Annotated in this window: 11 protein-coding genes and 1 pseudogene; 11 read left to right on the top strand and 1 reads right to left on the bottom strand. The window is 40.7% G+C overall.

Annotated elements, in window-relative coordinates; translation table 11 throughout:
- Positions 1-8: 8 nt before the first annotated feature.
- The 9 genes from RBB56_RS04155 to RBB56_RS04115 all read left to right on the top strand — a co-directional run bounded on the left by RBB56_RS04155 (position 9) and on the right by RBB56_RS04115 (position 14,637).
- The gene (locus RBB56_RS04155) at positions 9-1,742 is read left to right on the top strand and encodes a hypothetical protein (RefSeq protein ID WP_306721143.1); all 1,734 of its coding nucleotides are present in this window, start codon (positions 9-11) and stop codon (positions 1,740-1,742) included.
- 92 nt (positions 1,743-1,834) lie between these two features.
- Positions 1,835-2,446 (top strand): uracil-DNA glycosylase family protein, encoded by a 612-nt coding sequence (locus RBB56_RS04150; protein WP_306721142.1) that lies wholly within the window; start codon positions 1,835-1,837, stop codon positions 2,444-2,446.
- A gap of 84 nt (positions 2,447-2,530) precedes the next feature.
- Complete coding sequence (locus tag RBB56_RS04145; RefSeq protein ID WP_306721141.1) at positions 2,531-3,028, top strand: HD domain-containing protein; 498 nt, start codon at positions 2,531-2,533, stop codon at positions 3,026-3,028.
- Between the two features lie 97 nt (positions 3,029-3,125).
- Entirely contained in the window at positions 3,126-4,802 is a 1,677-nt protein-coding gene (locus RBB56_RS04140; protein ID WP_306721140.1) for a flavin monoamine oxidase family protein, read from the top strand.
- Positions 4,803-5,211: 409 nt separating this feature from the next.
- On the top strand, positions 5,212-8,328 hold the full coding sequence (locus RBB56_RS04135; RefSeq protein WP_306721139.1) for a 3'-5' exonuclease: 3,117 nt from the start codon (positions 5,212-5,214) through the stop codon (positions 8,326-8,328).
- Positions 8,329-8,496: 168 nt separating this feature from the next.
- The gene (locus tag RBB56_RS04130) at positions 8,497-9,870 is read left to right on the top strand and encodes an amidase family protein (RefSeq protein WP_306721138.1); all 1,374 of its coding nucleotides are present in this window, start codon (positions 8,497-8,499) and stop codon (positions 9,868-9,870) included.
- A 155-nt stretch (positions 9,871-10,025) separates the two neighbouring features.
- Complete coding sequence (locus RBB56_RS04125; RefSeq protein WP_306721137.1) at positions 10,026-10,553, top strand: DUF1456 family protein; 528 nt, start codon at positions 10,026-10,028, stop codon at positions 10,551-10,553.
- Positions 10,554-10,922: 369 nt separating this feature from the next.
- Complete coding sequence (locus RBB56_RS04120) at positions 10,923-12,206, top strand: glycoside hydrolase family 1 protein (RefSeq protein WP_306721136.1); 1,284 nt, start codon at positions 10,923-10,925, stop codon at positions 12,204-12,206.
- A gap of 64 nt (positions 12,207-12,270) precedes the next feature.
- The gene (locus RBB56_RS04115; protein WP_306721135.1) at positions 12,271-14,637 is read left to right on the top strand and encodes an alpha-galactosidase; all 2,367 of its coding nucleotides are present in this window, start codon (positions 12,271-12,273) and stop codon (positions 14,635-14,637) included.
- Here the strand turns inward: RBB56_RS04115 and RBB56_RS18600 are convergent.
- Positions 14,609-14,686: pseudogene (locus tag RBB56_RS18600) on the bottom strand (hypothetical protein); the annotation flags it as partial. The gene RBB56_RS04115 and the pseudogene RBB56_RS18600 sit on opposite strands and share 29 nt — an antisense overlap.
- Before the next feature lie 89 nt (positions 14,687-14,775).
- Between RBB56_RS18600 and RBB56_RS04110 the strand changes: the two are divergent.
- Positions 14,776-16,143, top strand: coding sequence for a glycoside-pentoside-hexuronide (GPH):cation symporter (locus RBB56_RS04110; RefSeq protein WP_306721134.1), 1,368 nt, complete (start codon positions 14,776-14,778; stop codon positions 16,141-16,143).
- Between the two features lie 12 nt (positions 16,144-16,155).
- Entirely contained in the window at positions 16,156-18,027 is a 1,872-nt protein-coding gene (locus RBB56_RS04105; protein WP_306721133.1) for an alpha-glucosidase, read from the top strand.
- Positions 18,028-18,042 lie beyond the last annotated feature (15 nt).

Below are 18,042 nucleotides of genomic sequence, written 5' to 3'. Positions count from 1 at the left end.
TTATAAGAATGAACAATAGAACACAAAAAGGAATAATCTTTATAGTTATGCTTATGCTGATCCTCAGCGGATGCGGAATCGGAAATACAGGAAACAGTGAGGCGGAATCGGTGTCCGCCCCTCAGGAAACTCCGGAAAATACTGCTTCAGAAGAGAAGAACGCCATCGAAGAATATGAGTTAAAGTATGCCTCCGGAGAGTTTGGGACGGAGGATTACTACGCCTTGGCGGAATTGTATGGGCAAGAAGGTATGATAAAAAAGCAAAGAGATATGCTGGAACAGTGTTACCGGTTATATGGTGACGTGCGGTGTCTCGATGCGTTAAAGGAGATAACCGTAAATATAGAAGAAGAAAACAATAGGATAAAAGAGGAAGCGGAGAGGATGCTTATGAATATAAGTACTCCCGAATATCTGGATGAAGCCGTAGGAATGCTTATTAGCGATGATTGGCAGAATGTTATGATGCCCAAATTGCACGAAGGGAGCAGACGGTATTATCTGGCAGATGAGGATGGCGGAGTAGTCCTTTGCTTTGAGGCAGGCTATGATGAAACGGGCAAGGAATACTCTACCGTATGGCATATAGCTGATAATGGTAAAATGCAATGTATTATGAAGAAAGCGGATAATATTCAGATGCTGACAACGGAAGCAGAAGACGGAACATACCAAGGGGCTTTTGAATCGTGGCTCTGCATGGGGGATAGCGGAGATGTTTATCACGAGACGGGAACTTTCGAGAGAGGTGTCTGTGTCGGCGATTATACAGCCCGGGTGAAATATGGGAAAGAAGCCTCTGATTTATTTTCCTTATGGAAAAACAGAAAAGACATGGATATGACAGAGTATACCGGTTTCTTTGCAGAGGGAGGAGTTACGACGGTGACCCAGTCCGCGGAGGGACAAAAGAAGGTCATAGGCGGAGGCATTGGAGGGGAAAATGCTATTATATATGCGTATACAATGGATAAAAGCGGATATTTATTTATGGATGTAGAGGAAGGAACGGATATAGATTCTTTTGTATTTGATTATTCGGTGATTGGGGCGGATACCTATCCTGAAATCGCGCTTTATGAGCCGCAGCTTGAAAGCGGTGCGGAGGACAAACAGGAGCAGATGATTAACAGCGCAGATGTGAAGGTAAGGGTATATGATTCCAATGTCGAATGGTTTGACGGCAGCAAATGGCATGTGCTCGGAGAAGTAGCCGAATATGTGCAAGCGGACCCTTTTGCGGAATACGAGGAGAAACAGATACAGGAACAAACAGAGGAGGAAGGAGCGGAAGAAAGCAGCAGATTCGATGTGTATAAAAGAAGAGGCGGGGGAATTATAGAGAAAAAAGCTCCTGCGAATACATCATCCAAACCATCGAAACAGCCCAAGAGTGAAACGCCCGCCAATCCTGCGGCTCCTGTAGTGCCGGAGATACCAACTCAGAATACTCCTCCGGTAAGTAATGGAGGTGCAGGCAGCAGTGAAAGCGGAAGCAATGGCAGCGGAAGCGGCGGAGGAGGTAACAGCAGCGGAGGCGGAGGTAGCAATGATAGTGGAAACGGAAGCGGCGGGGGAAGTAATAGCGGCGGAAGCGGAGACTCCGGAGGCGGGAACAACAGTGGCGGCGGAAGCGACAATGGAGGAAGCAACAACGGCGGAGACAGCGGTGGTGGAAGCGGAAGCAGCGGTGACAGCAGCGGTGATGTGGATATTGAGTGGACAGATGATATCTTGTAGAAAACATTCAGTTTATCTGATATATTAGAACCAGAATCTTAGGGAAATTTTTCTTAAGCATGGAACAGATGTGAAAATAGAGGATAAAGGATATGATCATAATGGACGGTGGGAAGAAGCAAGAACTTATTTATTTGCAAAATCAAATATTGGAATGCCGGATGTGCCGGGATACTTTTGGTTTTGAGCCGAATCCCATCGTACTTGGCAACAATAATGCAAAAATTATGCAAATCAGCCAGGCGCCTTCCAAAAGTGTACATGAGACAGGGCGGCCGTTTAATGATATAAGCGGAAGAAAACTTCGAGGGGAATGGTACCACATATCGGAGGAAGATTTTTATAATCCTGATAATTTTTATATTGTATCGATGGCGCATTGTTATCCAGGCAAAGCCTCCGGCGGAGGAGACCGACGTCCGCCGAAGGTCTGCTCAAAAAATTGGCTTTCGAGAGAGATGGAGTTGGTCGATAATGAAATCTATGTGATAATCGGCGGAATTGCCGCAGAATTTTTCTTTCCGCATGAAAAAATAACCGCTTTGGCTTTTGAAGACAGAGAAATTAACGGAAAACCTACTTATATTTTACCCCATCCTTCACCTCTGAATATGAAGTGGTTTAAAGACTATCCTGAATTTACGGAGAAAAGGATTCCGGAAATAAGGGAAAAGATTCACAAAGTATTAGGGAGACAAATTTGATGCCAAGCTATTGGCTGATTGTATCGGTTAATCAAAAAGAGAAAAGATAAAATTGAAAGATTTAGGTATGAATGGAGGCAATCTGTGTTTAAAGAAAAAGTCACTATAGCGATGAAAGAGGTATTTCAAGAAATTCCTTTCGGCATAGAGCACACTCTCAAAGTTTTACAAAATGCAGAGGATATAATGAAAGGGGAAAATATCGAAGGGGAAGAAAAAGAATTCATCAGTATTATTGCCCTATTACATGATATCGGTGCTGTTGAGGCGCAAAAAAAATACGGTTCGATTGACGGTGTTTATCAAGAAAAAGAAGGACCGGCAGTAGCCAGAGAAATATTGAAAAGGGTAGGTTATAACAAGAATATTGATAGGATATGCTTCATAATAGGTAATCATCACACACCTTCTAAAATTGATGGAATTGACTTTCAAATACAATGGGAAGCAGATTTGCTAGAAAATTTAACCGTTATGGATAAAGAAAAAGAGCAGGAAAAGATAAAAAAGTGTATAGATGAGAACTTTAAAACAGATATCGGAAAGAAGATTGCTTTTGATCGTTTTATTCTATTTAGATAACTTACCTGAAGAATTATGGGATTGGGCGTTGCTAAGAATATTTTTAAAGTTCAGATAATACATTTACAACAAGAGAGTTAATGAAAGGCATCGTTGTATGTCTGACCAAACAGTTGATTATCTGACGAATCCCAGTGATTCCACAAGATATGAAATATTAAGAAATGCTTTTACGAACGCCGGTCGGCCGGAAGATTTTGAAAATGTAATTGAACTATTAAATCCTCCGCCTGATATTACTACCTATGCCGCTGCCGGAGCATATAAAAACCTTAAAGTAGGTATAATAGGTGCAGGTCTGGCAGGTTTATCCGCTGCTTTTGAATTAAGAAAGCTTGGAGCAGAAATTACACTGTATGATGCGATGGAAGACCGCATAGGCGGAAGGGTGTATACTTATTATTTTGATCGGGACAGGCGATATTATGGGGAATTTGGCCCTATGAGAATTCCTATATCCCATGGTACGGCCTGGCATTATATAAATTTGTTACATCTGAACACCATTTCGATTACTTCACCTTTTCCCAACAACTTTATATACGTTCATAATACCAGAATACGGAGAGATCCGGCCGGGGATAATATAACGAAATATTTATATCCCTTATTCAATCTCACTGAGTATGAAAAATCTTTGCCATGGCCGGAGTTAAATGATTATGCCTTTGATTCTGTCTTACTAGGCCTGCCTCCGGATATCCGGAGAGAACTGCTGCAGATTCTGCCGACGTATTCACCGGAGTATTCCTTCTATTTAAACAAAAGTATCAGGGAGATACTGGAGATGCGCGGGTTAAGTCAGGACGCCATAAATTTAATCGCCAGTACGGACCCTTTGACCGGAGGACTGCTTAACACCAGTTACGGTGAAGTCCTGCAGGAATTATATTCCATGGATTATCTGAATACTTACCGAATAGAAGGAGGTATGATCAACCTTCCTCTTGCTTTTTATAATTCGCTTATCTCCCGCAATCCAAGTGAATATGACATTGCGCCGGATTTGCTCGGGAATGTTAATATTAACTTTGGTCATAATATAACCGGTATTTATAGGAATTCCTCTGAAAGTAAAGTTATTCTAAGATATAATAATAGTTACATGACAAATATATATGAAGAATTTGATTACGTTATCTGCACTATTCCATTCTCCACCTTAAGGGAAGTGGATATAAGACCATTTTTCCGTAATCAGAAGATGCAGGCTATCCGGGAACTATTTTATACCGATTCCTTTAAGGCGGCTTTTTTCTGTAATCGGCGTTTTTGGGAGGAAGATACGGTATATGGAAGGATGAATGGAGGTATTTCGTTTACCGATTTGCCGATTCAGTCCATTATATATCCTTCCGATCATATCCACTGTACGGAACCCTCATCCTGCTCACCATCAGAACCGGGTGTATTGATTTCTTCTTATAATATAAATCAGGATTCTGTTCGGGTCGCGAATCAAAGCGAAGGCAGGCGGTTGTCGCTGGTCAAGAGAAATGTGGAAGAAGTACATGGACTGCCGGAGAATTTCCTGGATACTATTGTGGAATCTTATAAAATGGTAGATTGGAACCGGCAGGAGTGGTTCCGAGGAGGATTTGCTGTAAATCTTCCCGGTCAAAAGATAAATTTCGCCTATACTATCCTTGAACCGGAATACAATAACCGTGTATTTTTTGCCGGAGAACATACTTCTGTAAAGAAAGGCTGGATGCAGGGATCTTTATATAGCGGTATGCTGGCAGCTAATACATTGGCGATGAATCTGAGATAAATTTATCAAGGAATATTGAAATTTCAAGCCAATTATAGATTATTTAAATTGTAATTTGAGTAAAGCTATATGGGAAAATATACTAAAAAGAAATTAAATAACGCCATTTCTGTTTCTTTACAGTCTGAATGCCCTGATATTTATCAGGGCACATTTCATTTTTCATTATACACATTTTTTAATTACAAGTCTACTATTTTTTTTCTTTTTTGTTAAGATAGTAAGTGTAAGGTTACTGTTCACAGGCATTATTCCGCGAAGTTAAAATCGCTTTCTGTGCGATTTTGCGAGTGCTTCGGGCGCCAAATTGCATGTTCTTTATGCAATTTGTGTGATATTGTTGCTGTGAACACCATAGGTGTGAATAGTAACAGTGTAAAAGGAATGGGAAAAAGAACGGAGGACAAGCATGGATCAGAAAGGTCGGACAAAAAGATTGCCGGGAGTTACTCTGGAAGAAGAAACAAAAATGCTTTCAGATATCCTTGCTATTGCAGATGAAAATTTGAACCGAACAAAAGCATCTGTTCAGAATTTGGCAGATGAGTTGCATGAATTGAAGGAAGTATATGATGTGGAGGATAAAGAGGGTTTGGCACTGTGGTTCAATGCTGATGCTAGATTCAAACAAGTCAGACAGGAACTGCTCCGCATGGAACGCAGCAGAAAAAAGCCATACTTTGGAAGAATTGATTTCAGCGATACCAATCTGTTAAGGCAGGAGTGCTATTATATTGGAAAGTCTGCGATTAGTAAAGAAGCAGCGGATCTGATTGTCATCGACTGGAGAGCGCCGATCGCATCGGTTTATTATGAAAAATCTCTCGGAGTATGTACTTATTCTGTAAAAGGAGAAGGGGCGTTTGAGATAGAACTTTCCAGAAAACGTACCTATGAAATAGAAAATGATAGACTGAAGGACTTTTTCGATTCCGATGTAGTGGCAAATGACGAGTTGTTGACGAAATACCTTGCCAGGAATAAGAGGGCTGTTTTAAGCGAGATAATCGCCACGATTCAGCAGGAACAAAATGAGATCATCCGTAAGAAGCCACAGCACAATGTTATTGTACAGGGCGGGGCCGGTTCCGGTAAAACCACCGTAGCGATGCATCGCATTTCCTATATCCTGTATAACTACGACTTAGAATTCAAACCAAAGGATTTCTATATTATCGGCAGCAACCGTATCCTTCTGAACTATATCACGGGTATTTTGCCGGATTTGGATGTTTACGGTGCCTCACAGATGACGATGGAACAGCTTTTTATACGGCTTTTGTATGAGGACTGGGACAAAGAGAAGTTTACCGTAAAGAGTCTGAATAAGGGAGACAAAACGGCTTGTGTAAAGGGAAGCTTTTCCTGGTTTCATGATTTGGAAGATTTTTGCGAGAGATATGAATGGAATTATATTCCACGGAAGGATATCTTCACAGAAAGAACCCATCGCCTGCTGATGAGCCGGGCTACGATTGAGAAGCTGCTTAAGGAGTTTCATTTCTTATCGCTTCCGGATAAACTGGACAAATTGACAGAGCATCTTATGGCAAAACTGGAAAATGAAATATACGGAAAATACCATACCTATCCGCACGAAGAGCAGAAAACACTTCTTCGGTATTATCAGACATATTTTGGGAAAAGGGAGTGGAAGGGATCCATTTTTGAATTATATGACAATTTTCTGAGAGAACAAAATATGAAGAGAAACATAAGCCAGTCATGCACAACGGAGTTCGATCTTTACGATTTGGCAGCCCTTGCTTATTTGTACAAGCGAATCAAAGAGACGGAGGTCATTCAGGAAGCGAGTCACGTCGTGATCGATGAGGCTCAGGACTTTGGTATGATGGTCTACGGAGCATTAAAATATTGTCTTAGCAAATGTACCTATACCATTATGGGCGATGTGTCTCAGAATATCTACTTCGATTACGGACTGACGGACTGGGAAGAACTGAGGAGTCTTATGCTTCCCGAAAAATTCGATTATTTTGGGATTCTAAAGAAAAGTTATCGCAATACGGTGGAAATCTCAAATTTCGCGATCAATATCCTGCAGCATGGAAACTTTCCCATATATCCGGTGGAGCCGATTATCCGCCACGGAAATGAGGTTAGAACGACAAGATGCGATGATGAAGAACAACTGATTTTAGAGACTGCGAATACGATTCTTCAATGGAAGGAAAAGGAATATGAGACAATTGCAGTTATTTGCAGGGATGAAGAGGAAGCGATCGAAGTATCGGAAAAATTGAGGAAAAGAGTAGAGCTTCGTGACTTTAATTCTGAAACGGAGGAGTTCGGAAGCGGTGTAATGGTCCTTCCCATAGAATATTCCAAGGGATTGGAATTCGATGCGGTTCTTCTTTTTAATGCTGACGATAAGAACTATCCGGCTGAGGATGGCTTCGCAAAGCTTCTGTATGTTGCGGCGACCAGAGCGCTTCATGAAATGGTGGTACTTTATTCGGGAAAGTTGACAGATTTGATTGCGGCTCCGGTACCGGAAGAGAAGAGGCTGAAATATCTTGTAGAACAGCCAAAGCCAATCACTCCGATCATGTCCGAGGAACAGCCTAAGACTAAAAGGGAACTGGAGTTGGAACTTGCATCGGATGGGCAGCGGGAGCTAGAGATTCGCAACCGTATCGGACCGAAGAAGATCGTTGTCCAGAAAGCGGGAGAGGAGAGAATATCAAGAGGAACACCAAAGAAAATATCAGGCAGAATATCGGGAAAAATATCAGGAAAAATACCGGAGAAAATACAGGAGAAACCTAATGTTGGAATTCCGGTAAGAAAAGCAGTAGCGAGGAAGGGGACGAAAGGTGGATTAGGAAGCTCTGAATTTGGCGGGATGCCTGACACGACCGGCTTAAGGCCATTAGGGCATTCTAATTTCAATTTGACCGTCCGATGGGTGACCGGCAATAAAAACTATATGGAATTGACCAATGCCTACGGAATACTTCGAATTACACCTATATCTGAAGATACGGTTCGAGTCAGCTTTACAAGGGAGTCATTCGATAATTTTGCGGATATTCCGGCGGAGATTGCGGCAGCTTCGAGACCTGTTTGGAATTTCAGAGAAACAAGAGACAGGGTAGAGCTGATGACGGGGAAGCTGCTCTTGTATATAGATAAGAAAACAAGCGCGCTCTCTTTTTATACGGCGAAAAAAGAACTTCTTCTTGCTGAGAGTACCCGATTTCCAAGACAGATAGAGAAATTACCCAAGAATCAATCATGGACTTATTTTAACTGGACCCCCAAAGAGATATTGAAGGCAAGGGGCGTGCCCGATAATGACTGGCTTGACCTCAAAGCCACGGCGAGATATATTTCTTTCGGTACAGAATCTGATAGACCTGCCTGCATTATGTCCAACAACGGATACCAAATACTGCTTCCGGCAGGCAGACGGGTAATGTGTTGTACAATACCGATGTATGGTTCTTATTTACACACAGAGGGTGAAAAACAGATAGATTATTTTTTCCGAACTGCATTATAATTGTGTAGGATTCGAAAGCGTCTGTCTTTTACAGAAGAAACTCGATAGCTGAGATGTACTTACCTGCTGACATTACTATGAATAAATAGAAATATATAGGAAAACAATAGTAAAAACAAAACTATTGCTGATTAATAAGAGAATGTCAAACAGATGCAGGAGATTAACATGGTAACCAAAATAAATTTATGCGAGATAACAATAACTGAATTAAATGAAATGATAAGGAATAAAACTCTCTCCATAAAAGAGATTGTTTCGCAATATTTAGAGCAAATTGACTCTTTCGACAAAGGTTCTAAGGGATTAAATGCTATTCTTGAGATAAATCCCGATGCTCTTACAATAGCAGAAGAACTTGATGGAAGAAATAAGAAGGATTGTGGTTTGCTTTATGGAGTACCTATTCTTTTAAAAGATAATATAAATACTGCAGATAACTTACACACATCCGCCGGATCGCTGGCATTGGCAGATTCGAGTCCGGCAACGGATGCTGAGATCGTAAAAATTTTAAGAAAGAAAGGTGCCGTTATTCTTGGCAAAACAAATATGACTGAATTTGCCAATTATATGACGAAAGGAATGCCGGACGGATATAGTTCCAAAGGGGGAATTGTAAAATCACCATACGTTTTAGGTGAGAGCCCGGCAGGTTCCAGCACCGGTTCAGGAGTTGCAGTAACAGCTAATTTATGTATGGCGGCTTTGGGCACGGATACTTCCGGTTCCATTATCTCTCCCGGTTTAAAGAACGGTATTGTAGGGTATCGTCCGAGTCAGGGTGCCTTGAGCATAAAAGGGATTGCGCCGATAAGCTTTACTCTTGATATGGTCGGCCCCATGACAAGAACCGTTGAAGATGCAATTATTATTTTTAATGAAGTGTCAGCAAATAAAGTACACTTTACAGAAAATAAAAGCCTTAGAGGTACTGTAATAGGGATTGACCAATCTGCCATTGATAATATGTCGCAGGAAGAAGAAAAAAAGGCGAATAGTGTTTTAGATAAGTTAAAGGAAACTGGTGCAACCTTAAAACGGATACATCTTAAAACAATTTCTAATAAAAAGATGGATGACATTAAGAAATATGAGTTTAAGTATGCTATGAACCAATATTTAGCTGAATTACCATTAGATTATAAAATAAGAAATCTAAAGGATATCATCGAATTTAATGATCTTCATAGAGAAGAAACTTTAAAATATGGTCAAATCTTATTACAAGGGGCCCAGGATAATACTTCCGGTGAAATGACAGAATCTATTTATCTGGATACGTTAAAAGATGTAGAGACCACTAAACGATATATGAAGGATCAGTTAAAGGATGTAAATGTATGTATTGTATTTAAAGATCACCCAATTGTTCAATATACAGGTTTACCCGCAATTACCGTACCTTGTGGCCTATATAATGATGGAATGCCCTTTGGGATAAATATCATCGCCCAAACGGATGAAGAATTATTAAACACAGCTTATGCAATAGAACAAACTGTGGGCAGAAGAGTTAAACCTAAATTTATCGGGTATTAAAAACTGTATTTTCAGATCCGCTGGTTCCGGAAGCAATGAAAAATACAACGATTAATGGTAAGCTATTAAAGGTAACGAACGCAGTGGATAAACTTCTATAAAGTGGTATAATAATTATCGAATATATGAAAATATAATTTGCAGAAAGGGATTACATGAATAACAACGATATATTAATAAGATTAAGATATGCCTTGGATATTAAAGATACAGATATGATAGAGATATTCAAACTGGGCGGGGTGACCGTAACGAAAGAAGAACTGCAAAAAATGTTATCAAAGCCTAAAAACGACAGTAATGTTGACTCCTCTAAGGAGGAGTTTGACGCTACTGATGATATGAATAAATGCAGTAATTACATATTGGAGTCTTTTTTAAACGGTTTCATCATTTTAAAAAGGGGAAAACAGGAATTAAAACCGGGTGAACCTGAGAAACAAGCTTTTATGATCAAAGATAATAAATCTGTAAATAATATCTTGTTAAAGAAAGTAAAAATTGCACTATCCCTTACAGGTGAGGATATGCTCGATATTTTTAAAGATGCCGGGACTAATTTATCAAATAGTGAATTAAGCGCGGTGCTTCGAAGAGAAGGACAACGTAATTATAAGGAATGCGGGGACCGGTACGCCAGGAATTTCTTGAAGGGTTTGGCGATTAAATATAGAAATAAATAATATATAAGTAATAACTATCGGCAGATAAATTATTCTACTTGCACTTTCACGCGTGGCAGGAGGGTACATATGGAAAACAGAAGTGCTTTAATAGTAATTTTGCTAAGGATCATTGGCGGCAAAAAACTTTAGACAAGGCTTGTATAAAATAAAAGTAAATATCTCAACTCAATTCTATCCTCGATATGCGTTTATGGAGCATATTGAGGGTATATTTTTGTATGGAATTTACCATTAGATAGAATTGAAGAAAAGAATAAATTATAAAATTTTCATTTGGATAATTGTATGATATAATTTAGTAAAATTAGCAGAAGGAATAGATATATTAACTAAAAATATATTTAAAATAGACAAATGGAGGGGGACATGGAAGTTAAATTCAAAGATCAATTGTCATTAGGGGTTGCATCGGCAGCAACTCAGATTGAAGGCGGTGAGTGTGGTCATAACTGGAATGACTGGTACACGAGAGGAAATATCAAGGATCATTCCAATCCGGCCCGTGCAACGGATCATTATCGTCTATGGAAAGAAGATGCGGATCTTATGGCGTCGATGAAGATTGAGCATTACCGGATGGGAATTGAGTGGGCGCGGATATGTCCCAATGAAGGAGAAGTGGACGAGACGGCAATTGCACATTATAAAGAAGAACTACGATATTTAAAGGAACAGGGAATTACCGTTCTGCTTACGATACATCATTTCACCAATCCCATGTGGTTTGAGCGGAAAGGGGCATTCACAAAGAAAGAGAATATAAGATATTTCCTCGATTTTGTAAAACTCATTGTAAACGAATTCGGAAGTCTTGTTGCTGAGTACATAACCATTAACGAACCCAATGTATATGCAACCAACTCCTATTACTTCGGGGAGTGGCCTCCGGGAGAAAAATCATTTTCCCGGGCGGTTTCGGTAATGTCCAATATGGCAGTCTGCCATATTAATGCCTACCGGATGATACATAGTATGCGTGAGTCCATGGGATATCATGATACAAAGGTGAGCTTTGCCAATCACGTCCGTGTCTTCGATACGCAGAATCCGGGAAATCCCTGGCACTGTATTTGTGCTAAGCTATTAGATTGGTTTTTTCAAGGAGCTATCACCGAGGCCATATCCACAGGTAATTTTAAATGGCCGTTAAAAGGATCAAAAGATATCTCACATGGCGAATATCTGGACTTTATTGCGATTAATTACTATACACGGAGTACCGTATCCGGATTTGGCGATGGGGTCAGGCAAGATGCGCCGAAGAATGATCTGGGATGGGAAATCTATCCGAAAGGGCTTATTCGTTGTACGGAACATATTTATCAGCTTTTAAAACGGCCGATTTATATTACGGAGAATGGCACCTGCGATAATCAGGATACATTTCGACCGAAATATATCTGCGAACATTTAAAAGTAATAAGCCAGTCCAACCTTCCGATAAGCAGGTACTATCACTGGTGTTACTGTGATAATTTCGAATGGGTGGAAGGAGAAAGTGCACGCTTTGGACTGGTGCATGTGGATTATGAGACCCAGAAAAGAACGATCAAAGCTTCAGGCAGGTTCTATACCAAAATGATTGAAGAAGGCGGGATAACGGAAGACCTTTATAGAGAATACGTAGAACCGCTGAAATATCACTATTAATATATGTATAAACAAATAAACACCGTATGAAATTTTCACAACTTATCTGTTTCGCAATTACCTAATGAAATATAGAAAGACGAAAGGAAAGTGTGCTTTGATTACAATTGATGGAATGAGCTTTCGATTAGATACGGATTGTACCACCTATCTTATTGGCAGAACAAAGTATGGGCATTTGGAGCATATTTATTATGGAAACCTATTGGGGAAAGCGGATGGAGCGGATGTTCTGGCTCAAAAGCGGTCAATCGTAGTTGGCAGCAGTGTTCTTTATAATAGGGAAGATGACGTCTATAGTCTGGATAGTATGTGTTTGGAATGGTCGGACAATGGAAGAGGTGATTATCGCCATAGTCCAACGGAATTTAAAATGCCTGACGGCAGCTTTGTGACCGATTTTATCTATGAAAGTCATGAAGTGCAAGAGGGCACTGTCTCGATGGAAGCATTGCCTACGGCTTATGGGGGCGATCAGACTCTAAAAATAACATTAAGGGATAAGGCATATCCGATTTTTATTGACTTATATTATACGGTATTTGAGCGAATGAATGTGATCAGCAGAAGAGCGGTTGTAAGGAATGAAGGAAATGATCCGATTACTATCCGCCGTATTATGAGTATTTCTATGGATATGCCGGATGAGTGCTTTCAGATGTACACCTTAGATGGAGGCTGGATTAAAGAAGCCAACTTACATAAGCGACCGGTTTCCTATGGAATTACGGTGAATTCTTCCACAACAGGAGCGAGCAGTAATCGGCATAATCCTGCGTTTTTATTAGCAGAAGCTGATGCCAATGAAGACTATGGAAGCGTATATGCCTTCAATATGATCTATAGCGGTAATCATTATAGTATGGTGGAAAAGAATGAACGGGATTATGTTCGTGTATGTATGGGAATTAATCCTCATTTGTTTGAATGGATATTATCTCCGGAGGAGAAGTTCGAAACACCGGAATGTGTAATGAGCTATAGCAGCCAGGGATTCAATGGAACAAGCCATAATATGCATGATTTCATTAATGAGCATATCGTGAGAGGTGACTATAAGAAGAAGGAAAGACCGGTCCTGCTTAATAATTGGGAGGCACACTTTTTTGCTTTTAATGAAGGAAAACTATTGAGGCTTGCCAGGGATGCGAAAAAACTGGGGGTAGAACTATTTGTACTGGATGACGGCTGGTTCGGTGACCGCAATCATGATAAAGCGGGACTTGGAGATTATAGGGTAAATCCCAAGAAGTTACCGGGCGGAATGAAGGCTTTTGCGGATAAGATAAGGAACCTTGGGATGGATTTCGGCCTTTGGTTGGAACCGGAGATGGTGAATGAGGATAGCGAGCTGTATAGGAATCATCCGGAATATGCTGTTAAGCTGCCCAACCGTCATTCGGTTTTAGGGAGAAATCAGTTGGTGCTGAATCTTTGCAAAAAAGAAGTTCGGGATTATATTGTAGAACAGGTCAGCAGTATTCTGGATGAGGCAAAGATTTCTTACGTGAAATGGGATATGAACCGCCATATTGCGGAAGCATTTTCTGAAGCTTTGAAGAATCAAGGTGAGTTCTACCATCGCTACATTCTGGGCCTCTATGAGGTGCTGACCAGGGTATTCGCACCCAGACCCCATATTTTGCTGGAGAGTTGTTCCAGCGGCGGCAATAGGTTCGACTTGGGCATGCTTTGTTATAGTCCGCAGATTTGGGCTTCTGATGATACGGATCCTATTGAGAGGTTAAAAATTCAGACAGGTTTATCCTATTTTTATCCGCAGTCCACCATGGGAGCGCATGTTTCGCAGGCGCCCCATCAGCAAACCCTACGCGAAACACCCCTTGCAACCCGTTTCCATGCAGCCTGCTTCGGATGCCTGGGTTATGAGTTGGACTTAAAGTATTTGTCGCCGGAGCAAAGAAAAGACATTGCAGAGCAAATTGCATTCTATAAGCAGTATCGGAAAATTTTTCAATATGGAAGATTTTATAGGGTCAAATCCTATAAATTTAATAAAGTGATATGGGAAACGGTAAGCGAGGACAAGGAAACCGCCCTCACCGGCTTCTTTCAAACTCTAGCTACCGCAGCGGAAAGCAGCGACAAGCTAAAGGTGGTCGGCCTGAAAGAGGGAAGGTATACCGTTCGTACGAGACCACAAAAGCTTTATATCCAGCGTTTTGGTGGACTGATAAAACACGTTGCACCTGTGGAGTTAAATCCTGATGGTGTAATTATGCGGGTAGTCAATCGTCATTATAGTCTGAAAGATTGTGTGGAAACCTATACCTGCTCTTCGGAGGCACTTGCAGCAGGAATACCGTTATGCGAGCAGTTTATCGGGACGGGTTATCATGAAAGCGTACGAATGCTCGGTGATTTCGGGTCGAATATGTATATTATAGAAACCAAAGACACGTTTCTATAATCAGATTTACGGGGCAAACTACGCCCCTTTTATCAGAAGTTTGGAGAGCAACTTCCGATAAGCTACATTACAGAGACGGAAAATGAACAGCAAAAGTAGCCTTTATATTCAATATGTATGCATAGAAAAGGGGTAAATATGGGAGCAAAAACAGAAAGAAATCATAATCGTTATATGTTTGGCCTTGGAACTATCGGCAGAGATATGCTTTATACAATGGTAAGCATGTACCTTCTGTTCTTCTTGACGGATATTTTAGATTTGCCGGATTCCACTATGTGGTGGATGACAGGAGCGATGACCATACTTCGCATATTTGACGCCGTAAATGATCCAGTCATGGGATTTTTAGTAGATAATACCCGCTCACGATTCGGCAAATTTAAACCGTGGATCGTGATAGGAGCTATTCTTGGCGGTATTCTTACAATTTTATTGTTCCATGATTTTGGACTAAATGGAGCAGGATATATAATAATGTTTGTAGTGATCTATCTTCTCTGGGACTTAACCTATGGAGCCAATGATATCGCTTATTGGTCAATGCTTCCGTCCCTGACACTCGACCAAAAGGAACGTGAGAAAACCGGTTCTTTTGCCAGAATATGTGCAAATATCGGCTTATTTACGACCGTAGTTGGCATATTGCCTGTTACAGGCGCCTTAGGCGGAGATAAAAGAGCCTGGCAGATTACAGTAATCGCAATCGTATTGATTACATGGGCATTTCTTATGTTTACGGTATTCGGAGTGAAGGAGGATAAAAATATTAATGTGAAACAAGAGTCCACTTCATTAAAGGAAATGTTCAGAATTCTATTCCAGAACGACCAGCTATTATTTACGGCGATATCCATGGCATTGTTTATGATCGGTTATTGCACTACCACCGCTTTTGGAGTTTACTTCTTTAAATATGCTTTTAAAAATGAAGGAATGTACTCAGTGTTCGCTGCGATTCTGGGAGTCTCACAACTGGCAGCCTTATCTGTATTTCCTCTGTTCTCAAAAAAATACAGCAGAAAGACCTTATATGCCTTCGCGACTATACTTGTAGTAGTCGGGTATGTAATATTCTTCCTTTCACCGATGAACATGTTGTTTATCGGCGTGGCCGGCATCCTTCTTTTTACCGGTCAGGCTTTCATACAGTTGCTGATGCTGATGTTCCTGACAGATACGGTAGAGTACGGACAGTGGAAGCTGGGTCGTCGTAATGAAAGCATCACTTTCTCTGTACAGCCGTTCATCAATAAAATCGGGGGAGCAATTGCCAATGGGATTGTTGGTGTGACTTTGATCGTTTCCGGTATTAATGCGGCACCGGCACCGGAGGATGTTACGGATTCCGGGCTGTTAATTATGAAGCTGGCAATGCTGATTTTACCGCTTATCTTTATTGTGGCCGGTTACCTGATTTATGATAAGAAGTTCAAGATCGATAAGCAGATGTATGATACGATAATATCGGAATTGGCTGCTCGCGGTGAAATAAATAGAGAATAGGAGTGAGGTTTTATGCTGACAAAGAAAAGTCGTATCAAAGATGTATATACCAATCCGATTGGACGGGACATTATCGATCGGGTGCTTTTACAAATGAATATAAGCAAAAAGGCAGTTACTAATCCAATCGTAGGGAATCTAAAGCTAAAGAATTTGCCGAAGCTGTCTAAAGGCCATTTGGATGAAGGTTTTGTGGATACGTTACTTACCCTTTTAAATACGGAACAGGAAACAGTAAAAGGCGATGATGAGTCCATTCTGAAAGCTTGGTGGAAGGAAGCCGTATTTTACCAGATTTATCCCAGAAGCTTCAAAGACAGCAACGGAGACGGCATTGGCGATCTCCAGGGTATCATAAGTAAATTGGATTACATAAAAGAGTTGGGGATCGATGCTATCTGGATTTCACCGATCTATGATTCCCCTAACGATGATAATGGATATGACATAAGAGATTATCATAAAATCATGGCCGAGTTCGGAACAATGGAGGATTTTGACAGGTTGTTAGCTGAGGTTCATAACCGTGGCATGAGGCTTATTATGGATCTTGTGGTGAACCATACCTCAGATGAACATGAGTGGTATCAGAAGGCCATTCATGAACCGGATTCCAAATATGGAGATTATTATATTTTTAAAGATCAGCCTAATAACTGGACATCATTTTTCAGCGGCAGTGCGTGGAACTATGTTGAAGAACGCGGACAATATGCATTGCATTTATTCTCGAAGAAACAGATGGATTTAAATTGGGAAAATGAAACCCTGCGTCATGAGATCCATGATATGGTAAGATGGTGGCTGGAAAAGGGTGTGGATGGATTCCGCCTGGATGTCATTAATTATATTTCTAAGCGCAGCGGCCTGCCGGATGGAAATGAAAGCATCGGCAAGCTTATGGGATATCATGGGGTAGAACATTATTTCTATGGACCTCGTCTTCACGAATATCTGCATGATATGAAAGAGAAGGTATTTATCCCATATCATGCTTTTTCGGTCGGAGAAACTCCCGGGACAGGAATGGAAATGAGCAAGCTGTTGACTGCCGATTATCGAAAAGAGCTGGACATGGTATTCTCCTTCGACCATCTGGAAACGCCGGGACATACACGTTTTGATGATTATCGATATGACCTTAATTATCTAAAGAGCTATATGATTGACTGGATGGAGAATTACGGGAATCATTGTCAGCCATCGATGTTTTATGAAAACCACGATAATCCGCGCATGATTTCTAAAATAAATCCGGACCCACGGTATCGGAATGTTCTGGGTAAGCTTTTGGCCGTAATACAGCTTACACTGCGAGGCACGCCATTTATTTACCAGGGGCAGGAACTTGGAATGATCAATCAAAACTTCAAATCCATCGAAGCGCTTCGTGATGTGGAGTCGTTGAATCTTTATGACGAGTTATGCGGCACAATGAAAAAAGAAGAGGCATTTGCAAAGATATTGGCCGGTTCCAGAGACCATGCCAGAACACCCATGCAGTGGAACGATCAGCAATATGCAGGTTTTTCTAACGTGGAGCCGTGGATTATGATGGATGAGGATTATAAGAATTGCAATGTAGAGATACAGCTTCAAGATAAGAACTCCATCCTTCGTTTTTTCCGGGAATTAATCGCTTTGCGTAAAGAGCATAGTGTTATTTATTATGGAGATGTGCTATTTAGTGATCAAAAGGAAAAAGATTTATTTACCTATTATCGTAAGGATGGAAGGGAAACGCTGTATATTGAAATAAATTTAAGCTCATCCGATAAGAAACGAACAAAATATCCTGAGGGAATTCGCTTGCTGTCCAATTATCCGGAGGATTCATCCTCATTCCTGCGCCCATATGAGGCGAATATATGGAAATGTAATTAGTATACTAGGAACTAT

The organism is Kineothrix sp. MB12-C1, from assembly GCF_030863805.1.
In the GTDB taxonomy this organism is placed as follows: Bacteria; Bacillota; Clostridia; order Lachnospirales; family Lachnospiraceae; genus Kineothrix.
Note: the sequence above shows the minus strand (reverse complement) of the source record. Positions and strands in the feature narration are given on the sequence as shown.